The sequence below is a fragment of the Pseudomonas sp. LBUM1643 genome, assembly GCF_059716215.1.
The window spans coordinates 2363226-2384259 of sequence record NZ_CP166813.1; the positions used below are offsets into that span (position 1 = coordinate 2363226).

Below are 21034 nucleotides of genomic sequence, written 5' to 3' on the forward strand. Positions count from 1 at the left end.
GCGCGAACGGCACGCGACTTTCACTGTTCCATCAGGACGCGACGGTGCTCAGTACCGGCGTCGGTGCCTCCGTGGCGTGAGGTGTGCGGGCACTGGGTTGCAGGCAGTCTTCGAGAATCATCGTCGAGGCCTTTTCGGCAATCATCACCACCGGAACGTTGGTGTTACCCGAAACCAGCGTCGGCATGATCGAGCAGTCGACTACGCGCAAGCCCTGCACGCCATGCACACGCAGGCGCGCATCCACCACGGAGAGCGGGTCGTCACCCATCTTGCAGGTCCCGGACGGGTGAAAAATGGTCGCGCCGTACTGACGGCAGAACTCCAGAATCTGCTCGTCGCTCTGGGTCTCGTTGCCAGGCCGATATTCGCTGCGAATCAACCGCTTCAACGGACCGGTCGCGGCCAGCTTGCGGGTGTAGCGCACCGCTGCAATCACCGTTTTGCGGTCCAGTTCGGTCGACAGGTAATTGGGCTGCATCGACGGCGGTTGCAGGGGATCGCTGGAGGTGATGCGCACATAGCCGCGGCTTTCGGGACGCAGTTGGCAAACCGACAGGGTGAAGCCCGAGAAGGGATGCACGCTGCCGCCGGCCGAGTCGGCGCTGAGGGTCCCGAAGTGATACTGAATGTCCGGTGTGTCGCTTTGCTCCAGCACCCGGGTGAACAACCCGCCCTGGTTGATGCCAATGGCCAGCGGGCCACTGCGGGTCAGCAGCCATTGCAGGCCCATGCGCAATTTTCGTAGTGGCGAACGCAGTTCATCGTTGGTGGTGATCGGTTGGGTGCATTCGTAGATCAAGCGAATCTGCAAATGGTCCTGCAGGTTTTCACCGACGCCCGGCAGCACATGAACCGGTGCAATATTGAATTTTTTCAGCAACGGCGAAGGACCGATGCCGGACAGTTGCAGTAACTGCGGTGACTGCAACGCCCCGGCGCTGAGTATCACTTCGCGCTTGGCTTTGACGGTCTGCGACTGACCGTTCTGGCGGTACTGGACGCCGACCGCACGGGTGCCTTCGAAGAGGATTTTTTCGGCTTGGGCTTGCGCCTCGATGGTCAGGTTCGGACGGCGCTTGGCAGGGTGCAGGTAGGCCACCGCGGTGCTGCAGCGCAATCCCCTGCGGGTGGTCAGTTGGTAGTAACCGACACCTTCCTGATCACCGGTGTTGAAGTCCGGGATGTGAGGCACGCCAAGTTCTTTGGCCGCGCCGATAAAGCCTTCAGTGAGGGGATGCCGGGCCTTGATGCTGGACGCCGAAAGCGGCCCGTCGGTGCCGCGAGTGGGGCCGGGGCCCAGGTCATTGGACTCGGCGCGGCGGAAGTAGGGCAGGACGTCGTCCCAGCCCCAGCCGGTGTTTCCGGCGCTGGCCCAGGCGTCGTAATCGGCGCGTTGGCCACGGATGAAAATGAGCCCGTTGATTGAACTGCAGCCACCGAACACCTTGCCGCGGGGCCAGTAGATGCGCCGGTCGTTCATGCCGGGGTCTGGATCGGTGTAGAAGCCCCAGTTGTAGACCGGGTGGAACATGGTTTTGGCGTAACCGATCGGGATGTGAATCCACGGATATCGATCCGCAGGTCCCGCCTCGAGTAAGCAGACGCTGTAGCGCCCGTGTTCGCTGAGTCTATTGGCCAGCACGCAGCCGGCTGAACCGGCGCCGACAATGACGAAGTCATAAGTACGTGACATCCGAAATCCTCTTTTTTATTGTTGTGAACCCGAATCGAGAATTGAAAATAGAACAATACATTCCATTTATATGGAGCCAGAGTTAGGGTGTTTGTGAGTCCACGGCGTATTTTTCGCGTCTTTTTTAACTAAGCTGCTAATAATTAATGAGTTATAGAGAAAGCGATTTTTTATCGGGGTTTTAATAATGGTACGAATCAGACCGAAATATGAGGAAGGCGTGCTGGAGCCGGTCGTCGGCGACAATCCGGATCGAAGTCTGCGTGCCTTGCTGTTACTGGAAGCGGTCGCCAATGCGGATGCGCCGATGTCACTCGCACAATTGAGCGATCGACTGGAGGCGCCCAAAGCCACCCTGTTGCGAATGCTCGTCGCGCTGGAACGGCTTGGCTATCTGTTGCGCGAAGTGGACGAGAAGGCCTACCTGCTCGGCCCACGCGCCAATCGCCTGGGGCTGTCGCTGTTGCGCAACGAAGTGGTGCTGCAGCGAAGCCGCCTGATTCTGCAGGCGTTGGTGCGGCAACTGGGTGAAACCTGCAACCTGACGGCGCTGGATGGCGAGTGTGTGATTTACATCGACCGCGTGGAAACACACGAGCCCCTGCGCCTGCATGTCGAGCCGGGTACCCATGTGCCGCTGCACTGCACCGCCAGCGGCAAGTTGTTTCTTTCACAGATGCCGGCGGAACGACGCAGTGCCGTGCTCAAGCACCTTGAGCTGACGCCTCAGACGGATCGCAGCATTACCGACATCGACCTGCTGGAAACCGAGCTGGAGCGCATCCGCGTACGCGGTGTAGGAATCGACAGTGAAGAGTTCGTCAGGGGAATGGTCGCCGTCGCCGTGCCCATTCTCAGTGTCGACGGTCATTGCCTCGCGGCGCTGGCCTGCCATGCGCCCACGGCACGCAAAAGCCTTGGCGACTTGATCGAACACATTCCCCGGTTACAGGCGGCGGCCGCGCAACTGGCCCTGGCCTTTGCACTGGATTCTTCCCAGGGTTGAGCAACGTTGATGATGGCTGGCATCACGCGTGGTCAATATCTGGTTCTAACGGCGAGCGCTGCTTGTTCTTAATTTCGACATCAGGGGTGGATCGGGCGGTGCTGCGTTGCGATGCCCAGTATTGCTCCTTCGTAAGTCGGTGCCTGGAGCGTGTCTCCTGCCCGGTGACCAACAATAAAAATGCACCAGTCGAGAGGTAAGCATGAAAACAACAGCTCACGAGTACGATGCAGTCGAGGCATTGGCCAGTGACCGCGCTCACGTCTGGCATCACCTGTCCCAGCACAAACCGCTGGAGCAGAACGATCCGCTGATGATCGTCGAAGGCAAGGGCATGCGCGTGCGGGACATCAAGGGCAACGAATTCCTGGATGCTGTCTCGGGTGGCGTGTGGACCGTCAACGTGGGTTATGGCCGCGAGAGTATCGCCGACGCGGTGCGCGATCAGCTGGCGAAGATGAATTTTTTCGCCAACTCCGCGGGCAACATTCCGGGCGCCTTGTTCGCCAAAAAACTGATCGAGAAGATGCCTGGCCTGAGCCGGGTGTACTACTCCAACTCCGGTTCCGAAGCCAACGAGAAGGCCTACAAGATCGTGCGGCAGATTGCGCACAAAAAGTACGGCGGCAAGAAACACAAGATCCTGTTCCGCGAGCGTGATTACCACGGCACAACCATTACGGCGCTGAGTTCCACCGGCCAGTTCGAACGCAAGAACCAGTACGGTCCGTTCACCCCGGGTTTCGTCGAGTTTCCACACTGCTGTGAGTACCGCTCGCAGTTCGGTGAAATCGCCGACTACGGCGTGCGCGCTGCCCTGCAGATGGAACGTGTCATCCTCGCCGAAGGACCGGATACCGTGGGGGCCGTGGTGCTTGAGCCGATCACCGCTGGCGGCGGTGTCATCACGCCGCCAGAAGGTTACTGGGAGACCATTCAGGCGATCTGCAAAAAGTACGACATTCTCCTGCACATTGACGAAGTGGTCTGCGGCCTGGGCCGTACCGGCAAGTGGTTTGGCTATCAGCATTACGGCATCAAGCCGGACATCGTCACCATGGCCAAGGGTGTGGCCAGCGGATACGCGGCGATCTCCTGCACCGTGACCACCGAGGAAGTGTTCGAAGCGTTCAAGGGGGAGGCCGATGACCGGATGGGTTACTTTCGCGACATCAGCACCTTCGGCGGCTGCACTGCAGGTCCGGCGGCGGCGCTGGAGAACATGCGCATCATCGAGGACGAGGGCTTGCTGGAGAACGTCACCCACATGGGCGAGTACTTCATGGGCCGCCTGCGTGAGTTGCAGGACAAGTATCCAATCATCGGTGATGTGCGCGGCAAGGGTCTGTTCTGTGGTCTGGAACTGGTCAAGGACCGCAAGACCAAGGAGCCGGTGGAGGAGAGCGTGCCGATTGCCATCGCCGCTGACTGCATGCGCCAGGGCGTAATGATCGGGCGTACCAACCGCAGCTTCGAGGAGTTCAACAATACCCTGTGCTTCGCCCCGGCGTTGATCGCCACACAAAAGGACCTGGATGAAATCATCACCGCCCTGGACAACGCTTTTGGCCGCCTTGCACCTCAGCCATAACGCTTAACGCTGCTGCTGCTGCCGCTGCCGCTGCTGCTGCTGAAATGCGATCCACTGTAGGAGCTGCCGCAGGCTGCGATCTTTTGATCTTGCTTTTGAAGCCAGGATCAAAAGATCGCAGCCTGCGGCAGCTCCTACAGTGGGCTTCGTTGGGGGTGGCGATTTTTGCATCTGCGGCGCTACAGGTTGTGCGCTGGATAGTCTTGCCGGGAGGTTGTTGCTAGTCTGCTGGCAATCGCCGCGTTAGCGCTGCCAGCGCTTGTCGTTCGTTCAGTCGAGGCCGCTATGTTCCAGTTGTTTCATTTGTCCGCCGGAAAAACCACCAACCTGCAGCAGCAACTGCGTGAGCAGATCGCCCAGGTGATTCTCAACGGCAATATTCCGCTCGACAGCCCGTTGCCCTCCAGTCGCAAGCTGGCCAAACAGCTGAACGTTGCACGCAACACGGTGGTGCTGGCCTACGAACACCTGCTCGACGACGGCTACCTGGTGGCCCGTGAGCGCAGCGGCTACTACGTCAATCCGGATATTCTGGCCAACAAGGTCGAGGCGCCGCGTGCGCGCCAGGATGAGGCCGCCAGCACCAGGCCGGACTGGTCGCAACGGCTCGTCATGCAACCTTCGCAGCAACGCAACATGAGCAAGCCACGGGATTGGCAGAATTATAAATACCCGTTTATCTACGGGCAGTTCGACCCGGCCCTGTTCCCCACCGCCAACTGGCGTGAATGCTGCCGCGATGCGGTGAGCATCCCGGCGATCCGTGACTGGGCGTCAGACCGCTTCGACAACGACGATCCTCTGCTGATGGAGCAGATCAGGACCCGCCTGTTGCCACGTCGTGGTGTCTGGGCCAAGCCTGAGCAGATCCTCGTCACGGTAGGTGCGCAGCACGCGCTGTACATGCTGGCGCGTCTGTTGTTGCGCCCCGACAGTCTGATGGGCATTGAAGAACCGGGCTACATGGACATCCGCAACATCGCCATGCTCAACCCCTCGAGAATCCAGCCGCTGGCGGTGGACAATCAGGGGCTGATATTGAGCGAGGAACTCAATGACTGCGATCTCATTTACACCACGCCCAGCCATCAGTGCCCGAGCACGGTCACCATGCCGTTGGAGCGCCGCTACGAATTGCTGCAGCGGGCCAACGAGCACGATTTTCTGATCATCGAGGACGACTACGAAAGCGAAACCAACTTCAAGGGCAGCCCGATTCCGGCCCTCAAGAGTCTGGACACCAATGATCGGGTACTTTACGTCGGCAGCCTGTCAAAAACCCTGGCGCCCGGTCTGCGGGTTGGCTATCTGGTAGGCCCCGAAGCCCTGATCCGCGAGGCGCGGGCGTTGCGTCGACTGATGGTGCGGCATCCGGCGGCGAACAATCAGCGCTCGGTGGCGCTGTTCCTCGAACGGGGTTACCACGACGCGTTGATCATGAGCCTGATGCGGGCTTACGAAGAGCGTCATCAGCAGATGGGCGAGGCCCTGCGTGAGTACCTGCCGGAGTCCTCCAAGGAGCCGAGCTTCGGCGGCTCCTGCTACTGGGTCAAAGGCCCCGACAACCTCGATGCGCGGCGTCTTCAGAAGGAAGCCGCCGAGCACGGCATCCTGATCGAGCCCGGAGATATTCACTTCATCGGTGAGCACCCGCCGCTCAACTACTTCCGCCTGGGCTACTCGTCGATCAACGCCGAGCGCATCCGCCCGGGGATCAAACTGCTGGCCGAGCTCATCCAGCGAATAAGCTGACCGTCACTCTATAGCGCAATGCTTTTCACTTAAGCCTGACACTGTAACTGTGGCGAGGGAGCTTGCTCCCGCTGGGCTGCGTAGCAGTCCTTCTTTTGGGGCCGCTTCGCAACCCAGCGGGAGCAAGCTCCCTCGCCACAGGGATCCTCATAGCCAATTTTTCTGCATGCCACCTGCGCTGATAACGGCGTGGGTTTTCGGCTTGCACGACGCCCATCGTGCACTGGCCGGGATCGTCTGTGCGCGCTGATAAATCTGGACCCAGCTGGCTCAACAGGTGGCCTTCAACTGGTCCTATCTGGCACCTCTCTCGACTCCTACTCTAGCCCCAAGGCAGCCAGTTCTCGCTTCAACGCGAACGTGAGACGGCTCCCTCGACCTGCCCCAACACTCCATCACAACAACAATCGGAGAGATCGGCATGCGTAAAGGACCTCACGTGAATCCCTGTGCGTCCATGTCGGTTAAAGGCTGAGCCCCGAGTCATTGGCGGCGCGGCCGCCGTACCTTAAGCAACGAGAGGAATATCGATATGCCACGCATGACCCCCAGCGAAGCAATGGTTGAAACACTGGTTGCCAACGGCGTCACCGACGTCTTCGGCATCATGGGTTCGGCCTTTATGGATGCGATGGATATTTTCGCTCCGGCCGGCATCCGTTTTATCCCGGTGGTGCACGAGCAGGGCGCCGGTCACATGGCTGACGGTTTCTCGCGGGTCAGTGGTCGTCACGGTGTGTGCATCGCGCAGAACGGTCCGGGCATCACCAACTTCGTGACCGCCATCGCCGCGGCGTATTGGGCGCACAGCCCGGTGGTCGTGATTACGCCGGAAACCGGCTCGATGAGTCAGGGCCTCGGTGGCTTCCAGGAAGCCCAGCAACTGCCGTTCTTCGAAACCATCACCAAGTACCAGGCGCACGTGCCCAATCCGGCGCGCATGGCTGAACTGACCGGTCGCTGCTTCGATCGGGCGATGCAGGAAAACGGTCCGACCCAGCTAAATATTCCGCGTGATTTCTTCTACGGCGACATCAATGTCGAGATCCCTACGCCGATCCGTATCGAGCGCAGCGCCGGTGGCGAGCAAAGCCTGGCTGAGGCTGCTCAGATTCTGGCAGCAGCCAAGTACCCGGTGATCATCTCCGGGGGCGGCGTGGTCATGGGTGACGCTGTCGACGCCTGTAAAGCACTTGCCGAATATCTCGGCGCACCAGTGGTCAACAGCTACCTGCACAACGACTCCTTCCCGGCCAGTCACCAACTGTGGTGCGGCCCGCTGGGCTACCAAGGTTCGAAGGCGGCCATGAAACTGCTGTCGCGCGCCGATGTGGTACTGGCGCTGGGCACTCGCCTGGGCCCGTTCGGCACCTTGCCGCAGCACGGTCTTGATTACTGGCCGAAGCAGGCCAAAGTGATCCAGATCGACTGCGACTCGAAAATGCTCGGCCTGGTGAAAAAAATCACGGTAGGCATCTGCGGCGACGCCAAGGCTGCGGCGGTCAATCTGCTGGGTCGTCTGGAGAACCTGGACGTGCAATGCCTGGAAAACAAGGGGGCGCGTGCCGAGGAAATCGCCAAGGAAAAATTCGACTGGGAAAGCGAGCTCAACGCCTGGATCCACGAGAAGGACGAATACTCGCTGGACATGATCAAAGAGCAAAGCGGCGAGGACGGCAACTACCTGCACCCGCGCCAGGTCCTGCGTGAACTGGAAAAAGCCATGCCGGCCGACGCCATGGTCTCCACGGACATCGGCAACATCAACTCGGTCTCCAACAGCTACCTGCGCTTCGAGAAACCACGTTCGTTCTTCGCCGCCATGAGCTTCGGCAACTGCGGCTACGCGCTGCCGACCATCATCGGCGCCAAGGTTGCAGCACCGCATCGCACCGCCATTTCCTATGCCGGTGACGGCGCCTGGGGCATGTCGATGATGGAAATCATGACCTGCGTGCGCGAGAACATTCCGGTCACTTCGATCGTGTTCCACAACCGTCAGTGGGGCGCGGAGAAGAAGAACCAGGTGGACTTCTACAACCGTCGCTTCGTGGCAGGCGAGCTGGAAAACCAGAGCTTCGCCGGCATCGCCCGCTCGATGGGTGCTGAAGGAGTCACCGTTGACCGTCTGGAAGATGTTGGCCCGGCGCTCATGGCCGCTTGCGAGGCACAAAAGGCCGGCAAGACCACGGTGATCGAGATCATGTGCACCCGTGAACTGGGCGATCCGTTCCGCCGCGATGCGCTGTCCAAGCCAGTGCGTTTCCTTGAGAAATACAAAGACTACGTTTGAGTGGTCAAGGTGTCCGGTGTGCGCCGGACACCTGCATTCAATGCCCATGGCGAGGGGAGTGAACTCCCTCGCCACAGGGGATCGCGGTTTCTACCGTGAACGACAAGGAATCCAATCATGTTGAGCACTATTCCACCGGAATGCCCGGCGTTCCTGCTTGATCGGGCCAAGGCACTGCCGCGCGTGGTCACGGCGGTGGTCAATCCGGTCAATCTGTTGAGTTTGAGCAGTGCCAAACGGGCGTGCGAGGAAGGGCTGATAGAACCGGTACTGGTCGGTGATCAGGCGCAGATCCATGCCCTGGCCGAAGAACTCGACTGGGACCTGCACGGCCTGCGTGTGATGCACGCCAGTGACGATGCACAGTGCGCTGAAGTTGCCTGCCTGCTGGCGGGCTCCGGTGACGCGGAAACGATCATGAAGGGGCATCTGCACACCGACATCCTCCTGCGCGCGGTACTCAAGCGTGAAGCCGGACTGCGCGGCCCCAGCCGTCTCAGTCATGTGTTTCACATGACACTGCCGGGCAGCGACAAAGCCCTGTCGATCACCGATGCGGTGATCAACGTGCAACCGACGATCATCGACAAGATCCATATCGCCCGCAACGCCATCGAGCTGATGCACGCCTTGGGCTATGAAAAGCCGCGCATGGCCGTGCTGTCCGGTACCGAGGAAGTGACGCGCAGCATGCCGTCCAGCCAGGATGCCGCCGAGCTGGCGAAACTGGCGGCAATCGGTGCCCTGGGCGATGCCTGCGTCGAGGGCCCGCTGGCGTTCGACAACGCGGTGTCGCTGGAAGCGGCGCGGATCAAAGGCATCAGCGGCGAGGTCGCGGGCCATGCCGATATCTTGCTGGTGCCGAACCTGGAAGCCGGTAATTTTCTGTTCAAACAAATGGTTTATTTCATGAGTGCCACGGCCGCCGGCCTGGTACTGGGCGCGCGGGTACCGATCATTCTTACCTCCCGTGCCGACCCGTTGGAAGCGCGCCTGGCGTCATGCGCACTGGCTTCCATTTTTATCGATTATCGTCGACAGACGCGCAGTCGCCTGCTGGCGGCTGGCTAAGCAATCATCCAAGGAGCACCACGATGGCTGTGCAACGTTATGGCTTTATCTTCAAGGCGCCAGGCATGCAGTTCCTCACCCATAACGGGCGCCTCGAGTCCGAGACCTTTGCCGCGACACTGTGCGGCGTTGCGAGTGTCGAGGAAGCGCTGCTGGTGGCGCAGGAATTGTTGACCCGGCATGTGCAATTGATCGAACTGTGCGGCGCCTTCACCGAGGCCGAAGTCGAGCAGATCCGCACAGCCATCGACGATCGGGTGCCAGTGGCCGCCGTGCAGTACAGCCCTGAAACACGAGAGCGCCTGCAGCAGTTGTCTGACTGAGTAGGCCCGCACCAACCGGACAAACCCATTCCTTTGTGGCGAGGGGATTTAGCGAAACGTCGCACCGCCCCGTTCGGCTGCGAAGCAGTCGTAAAACCTGTGTACGCGATGTACCTGAAACAACTCGGCGTTAGCTTTTGGGGCTGCTTCGCAGCCCAGCGCGGATAAATCCCCTCGCCACAGTTAACTCCCTCACCACAGTACCGGGCTCGCCTGAAAACTCTCCCTTTCCGGCGCGGCGTATCCGCGCTTGCGACCCGCTGCACTCCTACCGAAAAACACCACCACAGACTGGCCCCTAACACCACCTCGAGGTGGTCCTAATGAGGCGGCAACGTTTTCTCTAGCATCGAAATCCAGTGATTTCATAACCACAGGGTTTTGGTGAGCACATGACAATAAAACAACACCACACAATCCCCCCCGTGCGCAGTCAGTTGCCGGACACGGCGCAACCGTCGACGTCCTGGTTGGTACGCCGTCAGCAGAAAATCAGCCTGTTACTTCCGGGCATCATCGCCGCCATGGTGGTCGCCGCCAGCGCCACTTTCCTGTCCGAACATTACGGTGCCCCGGTGATGCTGATGGCCCTGTTGCTGGGCATGGCCCTGGGTTTTCTTTCTCAAGAGGGGCGTGCGGTCGCGGGGATTCGCTTCACCTCCAGCACCATCCTGCGGGGCGGCGTGGCGCTGCTGGGCATGCGCATCACCGTTGAGCAGATTCTCTCCCTGGGCGGGACGCTGATGGCGGTGGTCATTGGTGCGGTGTTCCTGACCATCACGTTCGGCATCATCCTCTCTAAAATGCTCGGCCAATCCCGGGACTTCGGTATTCTCAGCGGCGGCAGCGTGGGTATTTGCGGCGCCTCGGCGGCGCTGGCCATTTCCGCGGTATTGCCCCAGGACAAGGACAGCGAACGCAACATCATCTTCACCGTGATCAGCGTCACCGCGCTGAGCACCATCGCAATGATCGCCTATCCGCCAATCGCCCAATGGATCGGCCTGGACGCCCATCAGGCCGGGATCTTCCTCGGCGCAACCATTCACGACGTGGCCCAGGTGGTCGGTGCCGGCTACAGCATGTCGGAAGAGACCGGCGACACCGCGACCGTGGTCAAACTGTTGCGCGTGGCCATGCTGGTGCCGATCGTTTTCAGCCTGTCGCTGCTGCTGCGCAAGCGCGGTGATGGTGGTCCGCGCCCGGCACTTCCGTTGCCCTTGTTCATCATCTTCTTCGTGCTGTTTGTCGCCCTCAACAGCAGCGGCATTGCGTCGACGCAGATGCAGGCGTTGGCCGGCGATGTGTCGCGCTGGTGCCTGGTGACGGCGATTGCCGCCCTGGGCATGAAAACTTCACTCAAGGCACTGCTGGAAGTGGGCTGGCGTCCGGCGACCCTGCTCGTCAGTGAAACGCTGTTTCTCGCGACGATCATCCTGTTTGCGGTGAAGTGGCTGGGATGAGCCAGCGTCATGGGTGACTGACATCGCCCCGTCCGATCACCAGGCTGCCGCCGACACATTCACTGTGCGGCGGCATTCTGGTTTAACCCGCTAAAGGGGCATCATGAGCCTGCAAGTGCATCTGATTTTTCTTTGTTGTGTGGCCCTGGCAACCGTTGCCCAGAGCCTCACCGGCTTTGCCTTCGGCCTGATCCTGATGGGCCTGGTCGCGTCCCTGCACATGGTGCCGCTCTCCGAGGTGGCGGTGGTGATCAGCATCCTCACCCTGGGTAATGCCATGGGCACTTTGGGTGGTCCGAAACCGCAGCTGGACCGCGCGGTGCTGATGCCGGTGTTGCTCAGCAGTCTGCTCGGCGTCAGCCTGGGGGTGTGGGGGCTCGAGGCGCTGAGTGGTAGCCAGCTAACCTGGCTGCGCTTGCTGCTCGGCATATTGATCGTCGCGGCCAGCCTCATGCTGGTGGTGCAAAACAAACCGAAAAAACGCCTGTCACGCCAGCCTTCCTTCTGGCTGGCCGGCGGCCTGTGCGGACTGCTCAATGGCTTGTTCTCCAGCGGCGGGCCGCCGATTGTCTATCACCTGTATCGCCAGCCTTTGGGTTACGAAATCATCCGCAATACCCTGATCACGGTGTTTTCAGCGAACGCGGCGACGCGCCTTGGCCTGGTCGTCGCCCAGGGACAGATGCAGATGTCGACGTTGTTGTTGAGTGCCGAAGCATTACCGTTGGTGGTGCTGGTCAGTTGGCTGGTGCGCCGGTATCCGCCGAAGTTGTCGCCGCGTACGGTGCGATGGCTGGTCTTCGTGCTGATGGCGCTGGCGGGCGTCAGTTTGATCTGGGATTCAGTGCCGGGGCTGCTGGCCGCAACCTCGGCATGAATCCTGGTTGGACTTACTGATGCAGGATGAACGTCGCCAGGGTTTTCAGATCTTCCGGGCTTAGCTGTGCGAAAGGCGGCATGGGCATCTCCCCCCATTTTCCGGTACTGCCCTGTTGAATGCTCGATGCAATCCGGGTCAGTGCCTGCGGATCACTTGCGTACTTGGCCGCGACATCGTGATACGCCGGGCCTACCACCTTGTGATCAACCCCGTGGCAGGCCAGACACCCGTTGTTCTGCAGCAACGTCTTGGCGTCGACGTTTGCGACCGGTACCGCCGAAGGTTGGGCAGGCGGCGCATTCAAGGCCGTCTGCACCTCCGTGTCGCTGGCCTTGGCACTGCCATAAGTCACCGCAAGGTAGGCGCCGATAATGCTCACATCCTGATCGCTGATCGGAGCGCCATACACGTGTTGCATCTTGCTAGCCTCGGCTGTCCATTGCGCGAGGGTCATCCCGGGGGGCTGAAAGTTGATGTAATCGGCAGAGTGACAGGTGGAACATTTCTGCTGGGCCAATGCGTAGCCGGGCAGCTCACTGGGTTTGAATACGGCCGTTTCAGGCGGCAACTTGATCGACAAGGGCGCTGCGCTGGCCAGGGTTGCCAAACACACTTGGGCGGCGCAGAGCAGGGTGGTCAAACGTTTCATGCGGGCCTCCTCAAGCGACAGTCAGGTGGTAGGTTTCTACGACGTGGCGGCGGTAGCCTCCGGGGTTCCAGTCGGCTTGCAGCGGTTGCGTCTCGCCGACACTGTTACTGGCGCGCACCATCAACTGGGTGGCGCCCTTGGTGGAAAAAGTGATCGCCAGTGTCCACTCACGGAAAGAGAAACGGCCCAGGTCCTGCCCGAGTCGGGCTTCGCGCCAACGCTGCCCACCGTCACTCGACACTTCCACCTTGTTGACCCCCGCGCCGCCATCGAACGCTATGCCCTTGAGCTCCACGTTTTTTCCCTGCGGCAGAACGTCACCGTGCTGAAGGCTGGTGATGAAGCTGCGTACCGGCAACCTGGAAATCGGCAGTGTCTTCGCCGCCGTGGTGCCGGGGGCGACGCAAAAACAATCGTTGTCCGGAACGCGGTAACCCTTGGCCATGAAGAAGCCGTCAAAGGTGTGGTCCAGGACTTCGATCTCACTCAGGTGCTTGACCCAATACGTGCCGAAATAACCGGGTACCACCAGCCGTATCGGGTAACCGTTGAGGAAGGGCAAATCAGTGCCGTTCATGGACCAGGCGATCATGGGTTCGCCATCCATGGCATGGCTGATGTCCAGAGCCTTGATGAACTCCGGAGTGCTCGGCAGTACTGGCTTGTCGAGCCCACGGAAGGTCACTTGCGCGGCGCCTGCTTTCACGCCGGCCTTTTCCAGCACCGTCTTCAGCGGCACGCCCACCCACCGAGCATTGCCCATCGAACCGTTGCCCAATTGGGCACCGAACACGCGAGGCGAAAAATAGCCACGGCTGTTGCCCGAGCATTGATTGACGGCCACTACCTCGACCGGTTCGGCAAGGGCTTTGAGCTCTGCAAGGGACAGTGACAGCGGCGTGTCGACCGAACCTTTGATCGCCAATCGATAGCTGTCCGGATCGATGCTCAGCGGAAAATTGGCCAGGTGGTAACGCACGAAAAAGGCGTCATTGGGCGTGATCGGCCCCTCGTTGAAAACAGGGAAGGGCGTCTCCAGGTGCGGCGGGCGAGTGGTCACCAGGGTCAATGGTCGTTTCTGCGGATATTGCACCAGCGGCCGCGGGCCGGCAGCAAAGGTCACTTCATCAGGGTTTGTATCGGTGGTTTCGGTGGCTGCCTTGGCCAGGCTCGCCAGCGGAGAGGCCGCCACGGCCAGGGTCAAGGCATCGCGTAGAACGCGTCGGCGGCTGGGATTGCTGTTTTCTACAAAATTGAACTTCATCCTGCACTCTCTTTGGTTTTATTAATGAGATGCAATTGACCGCTTCCCGTCAGGGCAGCGAAGCGTCGGGTCATTCCCCCTATTGGATATTCACCGGAATTTGAAATCAGGTAACCCGCGCAAGTTTAGGGAAGATCCCCAGAAAGCTACCTTCGGGTCGTTGTGACTGAATGCATAGAGCCAGTTCATGCCCGGGTATTGGTCCTCAGCCCGCTCGGTATAGAAAGGTGTGCGCAGCTTTTCGGACGGCACCGTGGTGGAGTCCTCTTCAGACAGTCTTTGGGGTTCGAGAAGCTGTATTGGCGCAACACTTCAGTACGAAATATATTGCAACTTCCAGCGATGAAGAAAATAAGTAAGGATTAGCAAAAAATTGATATGACTGTCACTATCGCCCACCCTTCAGATTCCCGTTGATGCTCGCCATAAAGTGGCTGAACTACTCAAGTCTGATTGAGTGTGGGAGCGCTGTTGCGTACAGCCTGTTTTCTGGTAACGACATGAGTTCTGAAGCTAAATGAAATTACTACTTCATCCCGCCAGAGTCGTCGCCTTGGCTTTCCTCGCCGCGATAATGGCGGGCACTGTGATTCTGATGCAACCGCTATCCCAGGCTGAGGGTCTTGCTACCCCTTGGGTGACTGCATTCTTTACCGCGGTGTCGGCTGTCTGCGTCACCGGGTTGGTAGTCGTTGATACGGGTACGTACTGGTCTACCTTCGGCCAGGCGGTGATTCTGGTGCTGTTCCAGTTGGGTGGCTTCGGCATCATGACGGTGGCAACCCTGCTCGGCTTGATGGTCAACCGCAGCTTCCGTCTACGCTCCAAAATGGTCGCGCAACTGGAGTCACGATCCTTGGGGTTGGGCGACATTGCCAGCGTAGCCAAACTGGTGCTGGTGGTGACGTTCGCCCTGGAACTCATCACGACTTTATGGCTTACATCAAGATTACATTGGGCCTACGACCTGCCATGGGCCGATGCCGCGTGGAGCGGCCTGTTCCATGCGGTATCGGCTTTCAATAATGCGGGTTTTTCCATTTATCCCGACAGCCTGATGCGGTTTTCCTCGGATGCCTGGATCCTGTCGCCAATCATGGCTGCAATCATTATTGGCGGCATAGGCTTCCCCGTGTTGCACGACTTGCGCAACAGGTTCAACCAACCCCGTCGTTGGTCTCTACATTCCAAACTAACCTTGTCTGGAACGGCAATCCTGCTACTTGGGGGGTGGGCCACGCTGCTGTTGTTTGAGTGGTCTAACCCGGGAACCCTCGGCCCGATGGCATTAACCGATAAAATACTCTCGGCGTCATTCGCATCCGTTTCCGCACGTACCGCCGGATTCAACGCCATTGATATTGGCGCCTTGACCCGTGAAAGCTGGGCCGTGCACTACTTTCTGATGTTCGTCGGGGGCGGCAGCGCGGGAACGGCTGGCGGCGTCAAAGTCGGTACTGTTGCGATCCTTGCCTTGTTGGTCATTGCCGAAATTCGTGGACACACTGACAGCGAGGCATTTGGCCGGCGGGTCGGTGCACAAGCCCAACGTCAAGCTATTACAGTGCTTGTTCTGGGCAGTCTCATGATCGTGCTGGCGACGCTCTTTATCCTGCGTGAAACAGACATCCCCACCGACCAGGTGATCTTCGAGGTCATTTCAGCGTTTGGCACCGTCGGCTTGTCCACGGGTATCACCGCCGAACTCCCCACGTCGAGCCAGCTTGTGCTGACGCTGCTGATGTATGTCGGACGGGTCGGCACCATCACCCTGGCGGTGTCACTGGCGATGGGTGAACGTCGCATGCCCTACCGCTATCCAGAGGAGCAACCCATTGTTGGCTAAATTTCTATTTACCGATCAGTTTGCCTATTCCAAGGGGGATAGCGTGGTCGTGATCGGCCTGGGCCGCTTTGGCGGTTCCGTGGCTCAGTCGCTGATGCGACTGGGTCACGATGTGATGGGTATCGATCGAGAAGCCGCTCCTGTTTCTGACTGGGCCGACCTATTGACTCATGCGGTCCAGGCCGACTCCACCAACCTGATGGTCATGCGCCAACTCGGCGTTGCCGACTTTGCTCACGCCATTGTGGGTATTGGCACCGACATGGCAGCCAGCCTGCTGACCATTATGGCGCTGACCGAACTGGGCATTCCCGATATCTGGGTCAAGGCCCGGACTGCCGAGCATGGACAGATCGCCCAGCGCATCGGCGCTCATCATGTGGTCTACCCGGAGAAGGAAATGGGGGAGCGCGTAGCTCACCTCATTACCGGACGGATGATCGATTTCATCGAGTTCGACGACGGCTTTGCCATTGCCAAGATTCACTCCCCCTTGCCATGCCACAACACCACGCTCGCTGACGCCCAAATCCGTGAGAAATTCGGTGTGACGGTCGTGGGGTTGAAACGCGCCAGTCAAGACTTCCAGCACGCCACCCCTAAAACCCTGATCCTGCCCGGTGATCTGCTCATTGTGTCCGGCCCGACCCACCTGATCCAGAAATTTGCCGGCGTCTCAACCTAGCCGGAGAGTGACCCTGACCCCACTCAGGAAAGCGATTGCCGGGTCCAATGTTCCCGACTGATAAGGGTCGGCTTTATTACCAGCGAGCCGACCCTGGTCCTGGACGCGACGAGGTCAGGCGGTGCGTGCGTTGGTACTGGCCTGCACCGGCATCTCTGCGCAGGCGTTGGCTATTTCCCAGGCATCCCGAGGTTCGTCGAGGTCGCGGTTGAGGGTTTCCGGCGTCTTGAACGTGGCGTACAGGGTGATCAGCGTGAGCAGCGCCAGGTAGCAGGCAATCGGCAGCCAGGCGCCGACACCCGCAGCGGCGTCGCCGTCGTGGCTGGCCACCACCAGGGCGATGAGGCCGGCACCGATCATTGGCGCGATGCCCCCCGCGATCACGGCCGACACTTCACGGGCAATAGAAACCCCCATGTAGCGGTGACGCGAGCCGAACAACTCGGGCAACAACGCTGCCTGGGTGCCGAACATGCCCCAGGTCCCGATGCCCAGTGCGATTGAAATCGCAATGATGCTCGCCACCACATTGCCCTGGCTGAGTACCCACCACACCGGGAAGGCCAGCGCGAGCTGCACCAGCGCGAAGGCGCGGTAGACCACCACTCGACCAAAGCGATCACTGAGCTTGCCGGCAATCGGCACAGTCAGCGCGCCGAGGCTGGCGGCGCAGATCAGCGTCAGCACACCCACCGGTCCTTGCAGGCCGACCACGCCCACGATGTAGCTCACCGCCAGGGCCTGGTAAATCGATGAACCGCCGTTTTCCCCGAGGCGCAGACCGATGCCGATCAACAAGGTGGGTTTGGAGTGTTTCATCGCACTTTTCAGCGGGTTGTCGCAGACGCGCTTGAGCGCCTTGAGGCGGATGAAGGTCGGCGATTCCTTCAGTGACAGACGCATGTACAGGCCCAGTGCAACAATCACTACGCTGCTGAAGAACGGCACACGCCACAGCCCGCTCTCGATCACGTTGTCATTGCCGCTGACCACCAGGAAGTACACCAGCGCCGCGAGGATGGTGCCCAACTGGATACCGAGGAACGGCAGGGCCGCGTAGAAACCACGCCGGCCTTCGGGCGCGTACTCGGTCATCATCACGGCGGCGCCAGCCTGTTCGGCACCCGCGCCCAGCCCCTGTAGCAGACGCAGGATCACCAGCATCACCGGTGCCCAATAACCCACTTGATGGAAGGTGGGCAATGCACCGATGAGCGTGCTGGAAATGCCCATCAACAGCACCGTCGACGCGAGCACGAACTTGCGTCCGACGCGGTCACCGATCATGCCGAACAGCACGCCACCCAATGGCCGTATCGCAAAGCCCAGGAAGTAGGTGCCGAAGCTGGCGATCAGGCTCATGGCGCGGGTCTGTTCGGGAAAGAACAGCGGCCCGAAAATCAGCGCCGCAGCCAGGGTGTACAGCGCAAAGTCGTAGTACTCCAGGGCACTGCCCAGAGAGCAGGCCCAGGCTGCGCGGTGCAGGTCTTTCTTGCGCTCTGGCGCGTCGGGGATCAAGGCGATATCGGGTGCTGAATGATCGTGAGTCATGGGTGCCTCCAGGTGCCTTTATGGCATCTTGTTATTGACGGGTAGTTGGATGGCTTACAACTTCAACCGCTGTATTTCCTGGAGCATGGCCTGCTCCATGATGTCGATGGGTGCCTCTTTTGCGGTGTACAACTCGATTTGTCGACACGCCTGATGCACCAACATGCGGGTGCCGGCCACGGTGCGACATCCCAGCGCGTTGGCTTGCAGCAGCAGTGCGGTCTGCACCGGCATGAACGCCACATCCATGACGATCAGGTGACTGGCCAGGCGGCCGTCCAGCGGGTTGCTGTCCGGCTGCTTGAACCCCACGGACGTCGCGTTGATGACGATGTCGAAGGTCCCGGCCGTGAACGCTTCGACATGTCCGCCCCAGCGAGCGCCCAAATCCTCGGCCAAAGCAGCACCCCGTTCGATGCTGCGGTTGAACACCGTGACCTCGGCTGCTGCTTGCAAACAACCGTAAACCACCGCACGCGCCGCGCCGCCGGCACCGATCACGGCAACACGCTGGCCCTTGAGTTCGGTGACTTCCTCCAGAGCGCGGATGGCCCCCAGGTAATCGGTGTTGTAGCCGGTGAGTACGCCGTCGACGTTATTGATGGTGTTGACCGCGCCGATCACCTGGGCCGATTCGTCGATGGCATCCAGATGCGCGATCACCGCCGTTTTGTGGGGCATGGAGACGTTCATGCCGCGCACGCCCAGGGCGCGGATCGCGGCCACGGCGGCAACCGGGTCTTCGACGCCAAAGCAGACGAAGGTGTAGTCCAGGCCCAGCGCTGCGTAAGCCGCGTTGTGGATCTTTGCCGAGAGTGAAAACGGCGACCCCATGATGGAGCCGCAGAGGGTTGGCAGGGAGTGAGGCATGCTGGAGTCCTTGGCGTAAGAGTTAGACGACGCTGGTCAAGCCACCATCGACGAAAAGGGTCTGGCCGTTAACAAAGTCGGACGCTGAAGACGCGAGGAAAACGGCGGCGCCGCACAGTTCTTCGACATGGCCCCAGCGCCCGGCGGGAGTGCGTTTCACCAGCCATTCGCAGAAGGCCGGGTCGTCGACCAGTGCCTGGTTCAGCTCGGTCTGGAAATAGCCGGGGGCCAGGGCGTTGATCTGCAGGCCATGGCCGGCCCAGTCAGCGCACATGCCTCGGGTGAGCATGCGCACGGCGCCCTTGCTGGCGGCATAGGGCGAGATAGAAGGGCGTGCCAGCTCGCTTTGCACCGAGCCGATGTTGATGATCTTGCCGCGCCGGCGAGCAATCATGTGCCGGGCCACCGCCTTCGACACATTGAAGACGCCATCAAGGTTGGTGCTCATCAGGCGGTGCCAGTCTTCGGCACTGACGTCCTGGAGTGCCTGACGATGTTGCAACCCGGCGTTGTTGATCAGGATGTCGATGGGCCCCAGGCGGTTTTCCAGCGCATCGATGGCGGTGGCGACGGCCTGGTGGTCGGTCACGTCGAACACCGAATAATCGACATCCAGGCCCTCATCGCGCAACAGCGCGCAGGCACCTTGGGCGCGTGCGGGATCGCGGCCATTGAGCACCACCTGGGCGCCAGCCTGGGCCAGCCCGCGAGCCAGGGCCAGGCCAATGCCGCGTACCGAACCGGTGATCAGCGCTCGATGTCCGTTCAGACGAAAGCTGTCGATCATGGGTGTCTCCCTGTCCTGAATTCATGAATGGGCAATGGAGCCACTTTCAACCGCTATCGCGCTGGCACGCCAATCGTTTATGGTGATGCCGTGATCACCCCTCGTGATCACCAGGAAGCGGTACGCATCGGGAGGAAGCATGGAACTCAAGCATTTACGGGCGTTTTCGATCCTGGCTGAGGAGCTGCACTTCGGTCGTGCGGCGGCGCGGCTGCACATTGTCCAGCCGGCCTTGAGTGCGCAGATCCGTGCGCTGGAAGACGATGTTGGTGCGCAGTTGTTCGAGCGTGACCGGCACGGGGTCGAGTTGACCGAGGAGGGCGCGCTGTTCCTGCCCGAAGCCCTCGCAACGTTGCGCCAGGCCGGGCGCGCCCGCGAGGTGTTACAGCAAGCCGCAGCCGGAGAAGTCGGGGTGTTGCGCCTGGCGTTTGTGTCGTCGACGCTGTCGCATTTGTTGCCGATGCTCGTGCGCACGCTGGAGGAGCGCTACCCGCGCATCGAACTGGAACTCAAGGACATGCCTTCACTGCCTCAGGCCCGGGCGTTGCTGGACAATGCCCTGGACTTTGGCCTGGTTCGCTTGCCGCTGAACGTACCCGGCGTGCACACGCGCATGCTCTTCGAAGAATCCCTGGTGGTGGCGCTGCCGCAAGACAACCCGCTGTGCGCCAAGCGTCGCATACAGCCTCAAGACCTGGCCGAGTGCCCGGTGCTGGTACTGGCGCGCAAATTCGCCCCCGGTCTGTACGACCAGATGCTGGCCGGTTTTCAACGACGCAAGATCACCCTGACGATTGCCCGGGAAATGGGCGAGTTCACGACTCAGTTGGCCTTGGTGGCGGCCGGCCTCGGCATCGGCATCTTGCCCAGCGGTGCCGCATCGGCGCTCCCGGACGGTGTCGTGACGCGCCCCTTGGCACTGGCCATGAGCGGCGCCGGCATCGGCGTGGCCTGGACCGGTCTGGAAAACCCACGCAAACGTGCGCTGATGCAGGTGCTTGATGAGCTCTATCCAGTGAAGGGTAGTGACGCCAGTTAGGGTAACGATTCAATCAGTCTGCTGAACGCATATATTGTGGCGAGGGGATTCATCCCCGTTGGGCTGCGCAGCAGCCCCAAAAGCTGCAACAGAGGTGTATCCGGTACACCGCGTGCGATGGTTTTGGGGCCGCTGCGCAGCCCAACGGGGCGGTGCGACGTTTCGCTAAATCCCCTCGCCACAGGATTTCGCTCGCCTATCCCCTCACCACAGGATTTCGCCCGCCTGAAGACCGTTTGAGTGAACAACAAGCCCGGCCACTTCGCCG

General features: G+C 60.4%; 17 protein-coding genes. 11 read left to right on the forward strand and 6 right to left on the reverse strand.

Going from position 1 to position 21034, the window contains the following annotated elements; all coding sequences use genetic code 11:
- Positions 1-31: 31 nt before the first annotated feature.
- Positions 32-1696, reverse strand: a complete 1665-nt coding sequence (locus ACA063_RS10670; RefSeq protein WP_497665810.1) for a GMC family oxidoreductase — start codon at positions 1694-1696, stop codon at positions 32-34.
- 187 nt (positions 1697-1883) lie between these two features.
- Here ACA063_RS10670 and ACA063_RS10675 point away from each other — a divergent pair, with 187 nt between their 5' ends.
- The 8 genes from ACA063_RS10675 (at position 1884) to ACA063_RS10710 (ending at position 12072) form a co-directional block, all read left to right on the forward strand.
- Positions 1884-2702: an IclR family transcriptional regulator gene (locus tag ACA063_RS10675; protein ID WP_497665811.1), complete on the forward strand. Its 819-nt coding sequence runs from the start codon at positions 1884-1886 to the stop codon at positions 2700-2702.
- Between the two features lie 202 nt (positions 2703-2904).
- Complete coding sequence (locus ACA063_RS10680) at positions 2905-4293, forward strand: aminotransferase family protein (RefSeq protein WP_497665812.1); 1389 nt, start codon at positions 2905-2907, stop codon at positions 4291-4293.
- Positions 4294-4578: 285 nt separating this feature from the next.
- Positions 4579-6045 (forward strand): MocR-like pyridoxine biosynthesis transcription factor PdxR, encoded by a 1467-nt coding sequence (gene pdxR, locus ACA063_RS10685; RefSeq protein WP_497665813.1) that lies wholly within the window; start codon positions 4579-4581, stop codon positions 6043-6045.
- A gap of 532 nt (positions 6046-6577) precedes the next feature.
- Positions 6578-8338: a sulfoacetaldehyde acetyltransferase gene (gene xsc / locus ACA063_RS10690; protein WP_162440489.1), complete on the forward strand. Its 1761-nt coding sequence runs from the start codon at positions 6578-6580 to the stop codon at positions 8336-8338.
- Between the two features lie 117 nt (positions 8339-8455).
- Positions 8456-9409 carry a bifunctional enoyl-CoA hydratase/phosphate acetyltransferase gene (locus ACA063_RS10695; protein ID WP_497665814.1) on the forward strand — a complete coding sequence of 318 codons (954 nt, stop codon included), beginning with the start codon at positions 8456-8458 and terminating at the stop codon, positions 9407-9409.
- 23 nt (positions 9410-9432) lie between these two features.
- The gene (locus tag ACA063_RS10700) at positions 9433-9732 is read left to right on the forward strand and encodes a DUF6506 family protein (RefSeq protein ID WP_497665815.1); all 300 of its coding nucleotides are present in this window, start codon (positions 9433-9435) and stop codon (positions 9730-9732) included.
- Positions 9733-10124: 392 nt separating this feature from the next.
- Positions 10125-11195, forward strand: coding sequence for a YeiH family protein (locus tag ACA063_RS10705; protein WP_497665816.1), 1071 nt, complete (start codon positions 10125-10127; stop codon positions 11193-11195).
- A gap of 103 nt (positions 11196-11298) precedes the next feature.
- A complete protein-coding gene (locus tag ACA063_RS10710; protein WP_162440485.1) occupies positions 11299-12072 on the forward strand; it encodes a TSUP family transporter in 774 nt (257 codons plus the stop codon).
- Between the two features lie 13 nt (positions 12073-12085).
- On the opposite strand, the gene sorB is transcribed toward ACA063_RS10710, so the two are convergent.
- Positions 12086-12724 carry a SorB family sulfite dehydrogenase c-type cytochrome subunit gene (sorB, locus tag ACA063_RS10715; RefSeq protein WP_497665817.1) on the reverse strand — a complete coding sequence of 213 codons (639 nt, stop codon included), beginning with the start codon at positions 12722-12724 and terminating at the stop codon, positions 12086-12088.
- A 10-nt stretch (positions 12725-12734) separates the two neighbouring features.
- Positions 12735-13988: a SorA family sulfite dehydrogenase catalytic subunit gene (sorA, locus tag ACA063_RS10720; protein WP_497665818.1), complete on the reverse strand. Its 1254-nt coding sequence runs from the start codon at positions 13986-13988 to the stop codon at positions 12735-12737.
- Positions 13989-14505: 517 nt separating this feature from the next.
- On the opposite strand from sorA, the gene ACA063_RS10725 reads away from it, so the two are divergent.
- Positions 14506-15834, forward strand: coding sequence for a TrkH family potassium uptake protein (locus ACA063_RS10725; RefSeq protein WP_497665819.1), 1329 nt, complete (start codon positions 14506-14508; stop codon positions 15832-15834).
- Positions 15824-16519: a potassium channel family protein gene (locus tag ACA063_RS10730; protein ID WP_497665820.1), complete on the forward strand. Its 696-nt coding sequence runs from the start codon at positions 15824-15826 to the stop codon at positions 16517-16519. Before ACA063_RS10725 ends, ACA063_RS10730 begins: the two co-directional genes overlap by 11 nt.
- Before the next feature lie 114 nt (positions 16520-16633).
- On the opposite strand, the gene ACA063_RS10735 is transcribed toward ACA063_RS10730, so the two are convergent.
- Genes ACA063_RS10735 through ACA063_RS10745 form a run of 3 tightly spaced genes read right to left on the reverse strand, consistent with a single transcriptional unit; the run spans position 16634 to position 19727 of the window.
- Complete coding sequence (locus ACA063_RS10735) at positions 16634-18070, reverse strand: MFS transporter (protein ID WP_497665821.1); 1437 nt, start codon at positions 18068-18070, stop codon at positions 16634-16636.
- A gap of 54 nt (positions 18071-18124) precedes the next feature.
- On the reverse strand, positions 18125-18940 hold the full coding sequence (gene aroE / locus ACA063_RS10740; RefSeq protein ID WP_497665822.1) for a shikimate dehydrogenase: 816 nt from the start codon (positions 18938-18940) through the stop codon (positions 18125-18127).
- Between the two features lie 22 nt (positions 18941-18962).
- The gene (locus ACA063_RS10745) at positions 18963-19727 is read right to left on the reverse strand and encodes an SDR family oxidoreductase (protein ID WP_497665823.1); all 765 of its coding nucleotides are present in this window, start codon (positions 19725-19727) and stop codon (positions 18963-18965) included.
- 139 nt (positions 19728-19866) lie between these two features.
- On the opposite strand from ACA063_RS10745, the gene ACA063_RS10750 reads away from it, so the two are divergent.
- On the forward strand, positions 19867-20766 hold the full coding sequence (locus tag ACA063_RS10750) for a LysR family transcriptional regulator (RefSeq protein ID WP_497665824.1): 900 nt from the start codon (positions 19867-19869) through the stop codon (positions 20764-20766).
- The last annotated feature ends 268 nt before the right edge of the window (positions 20767-21034 follow it).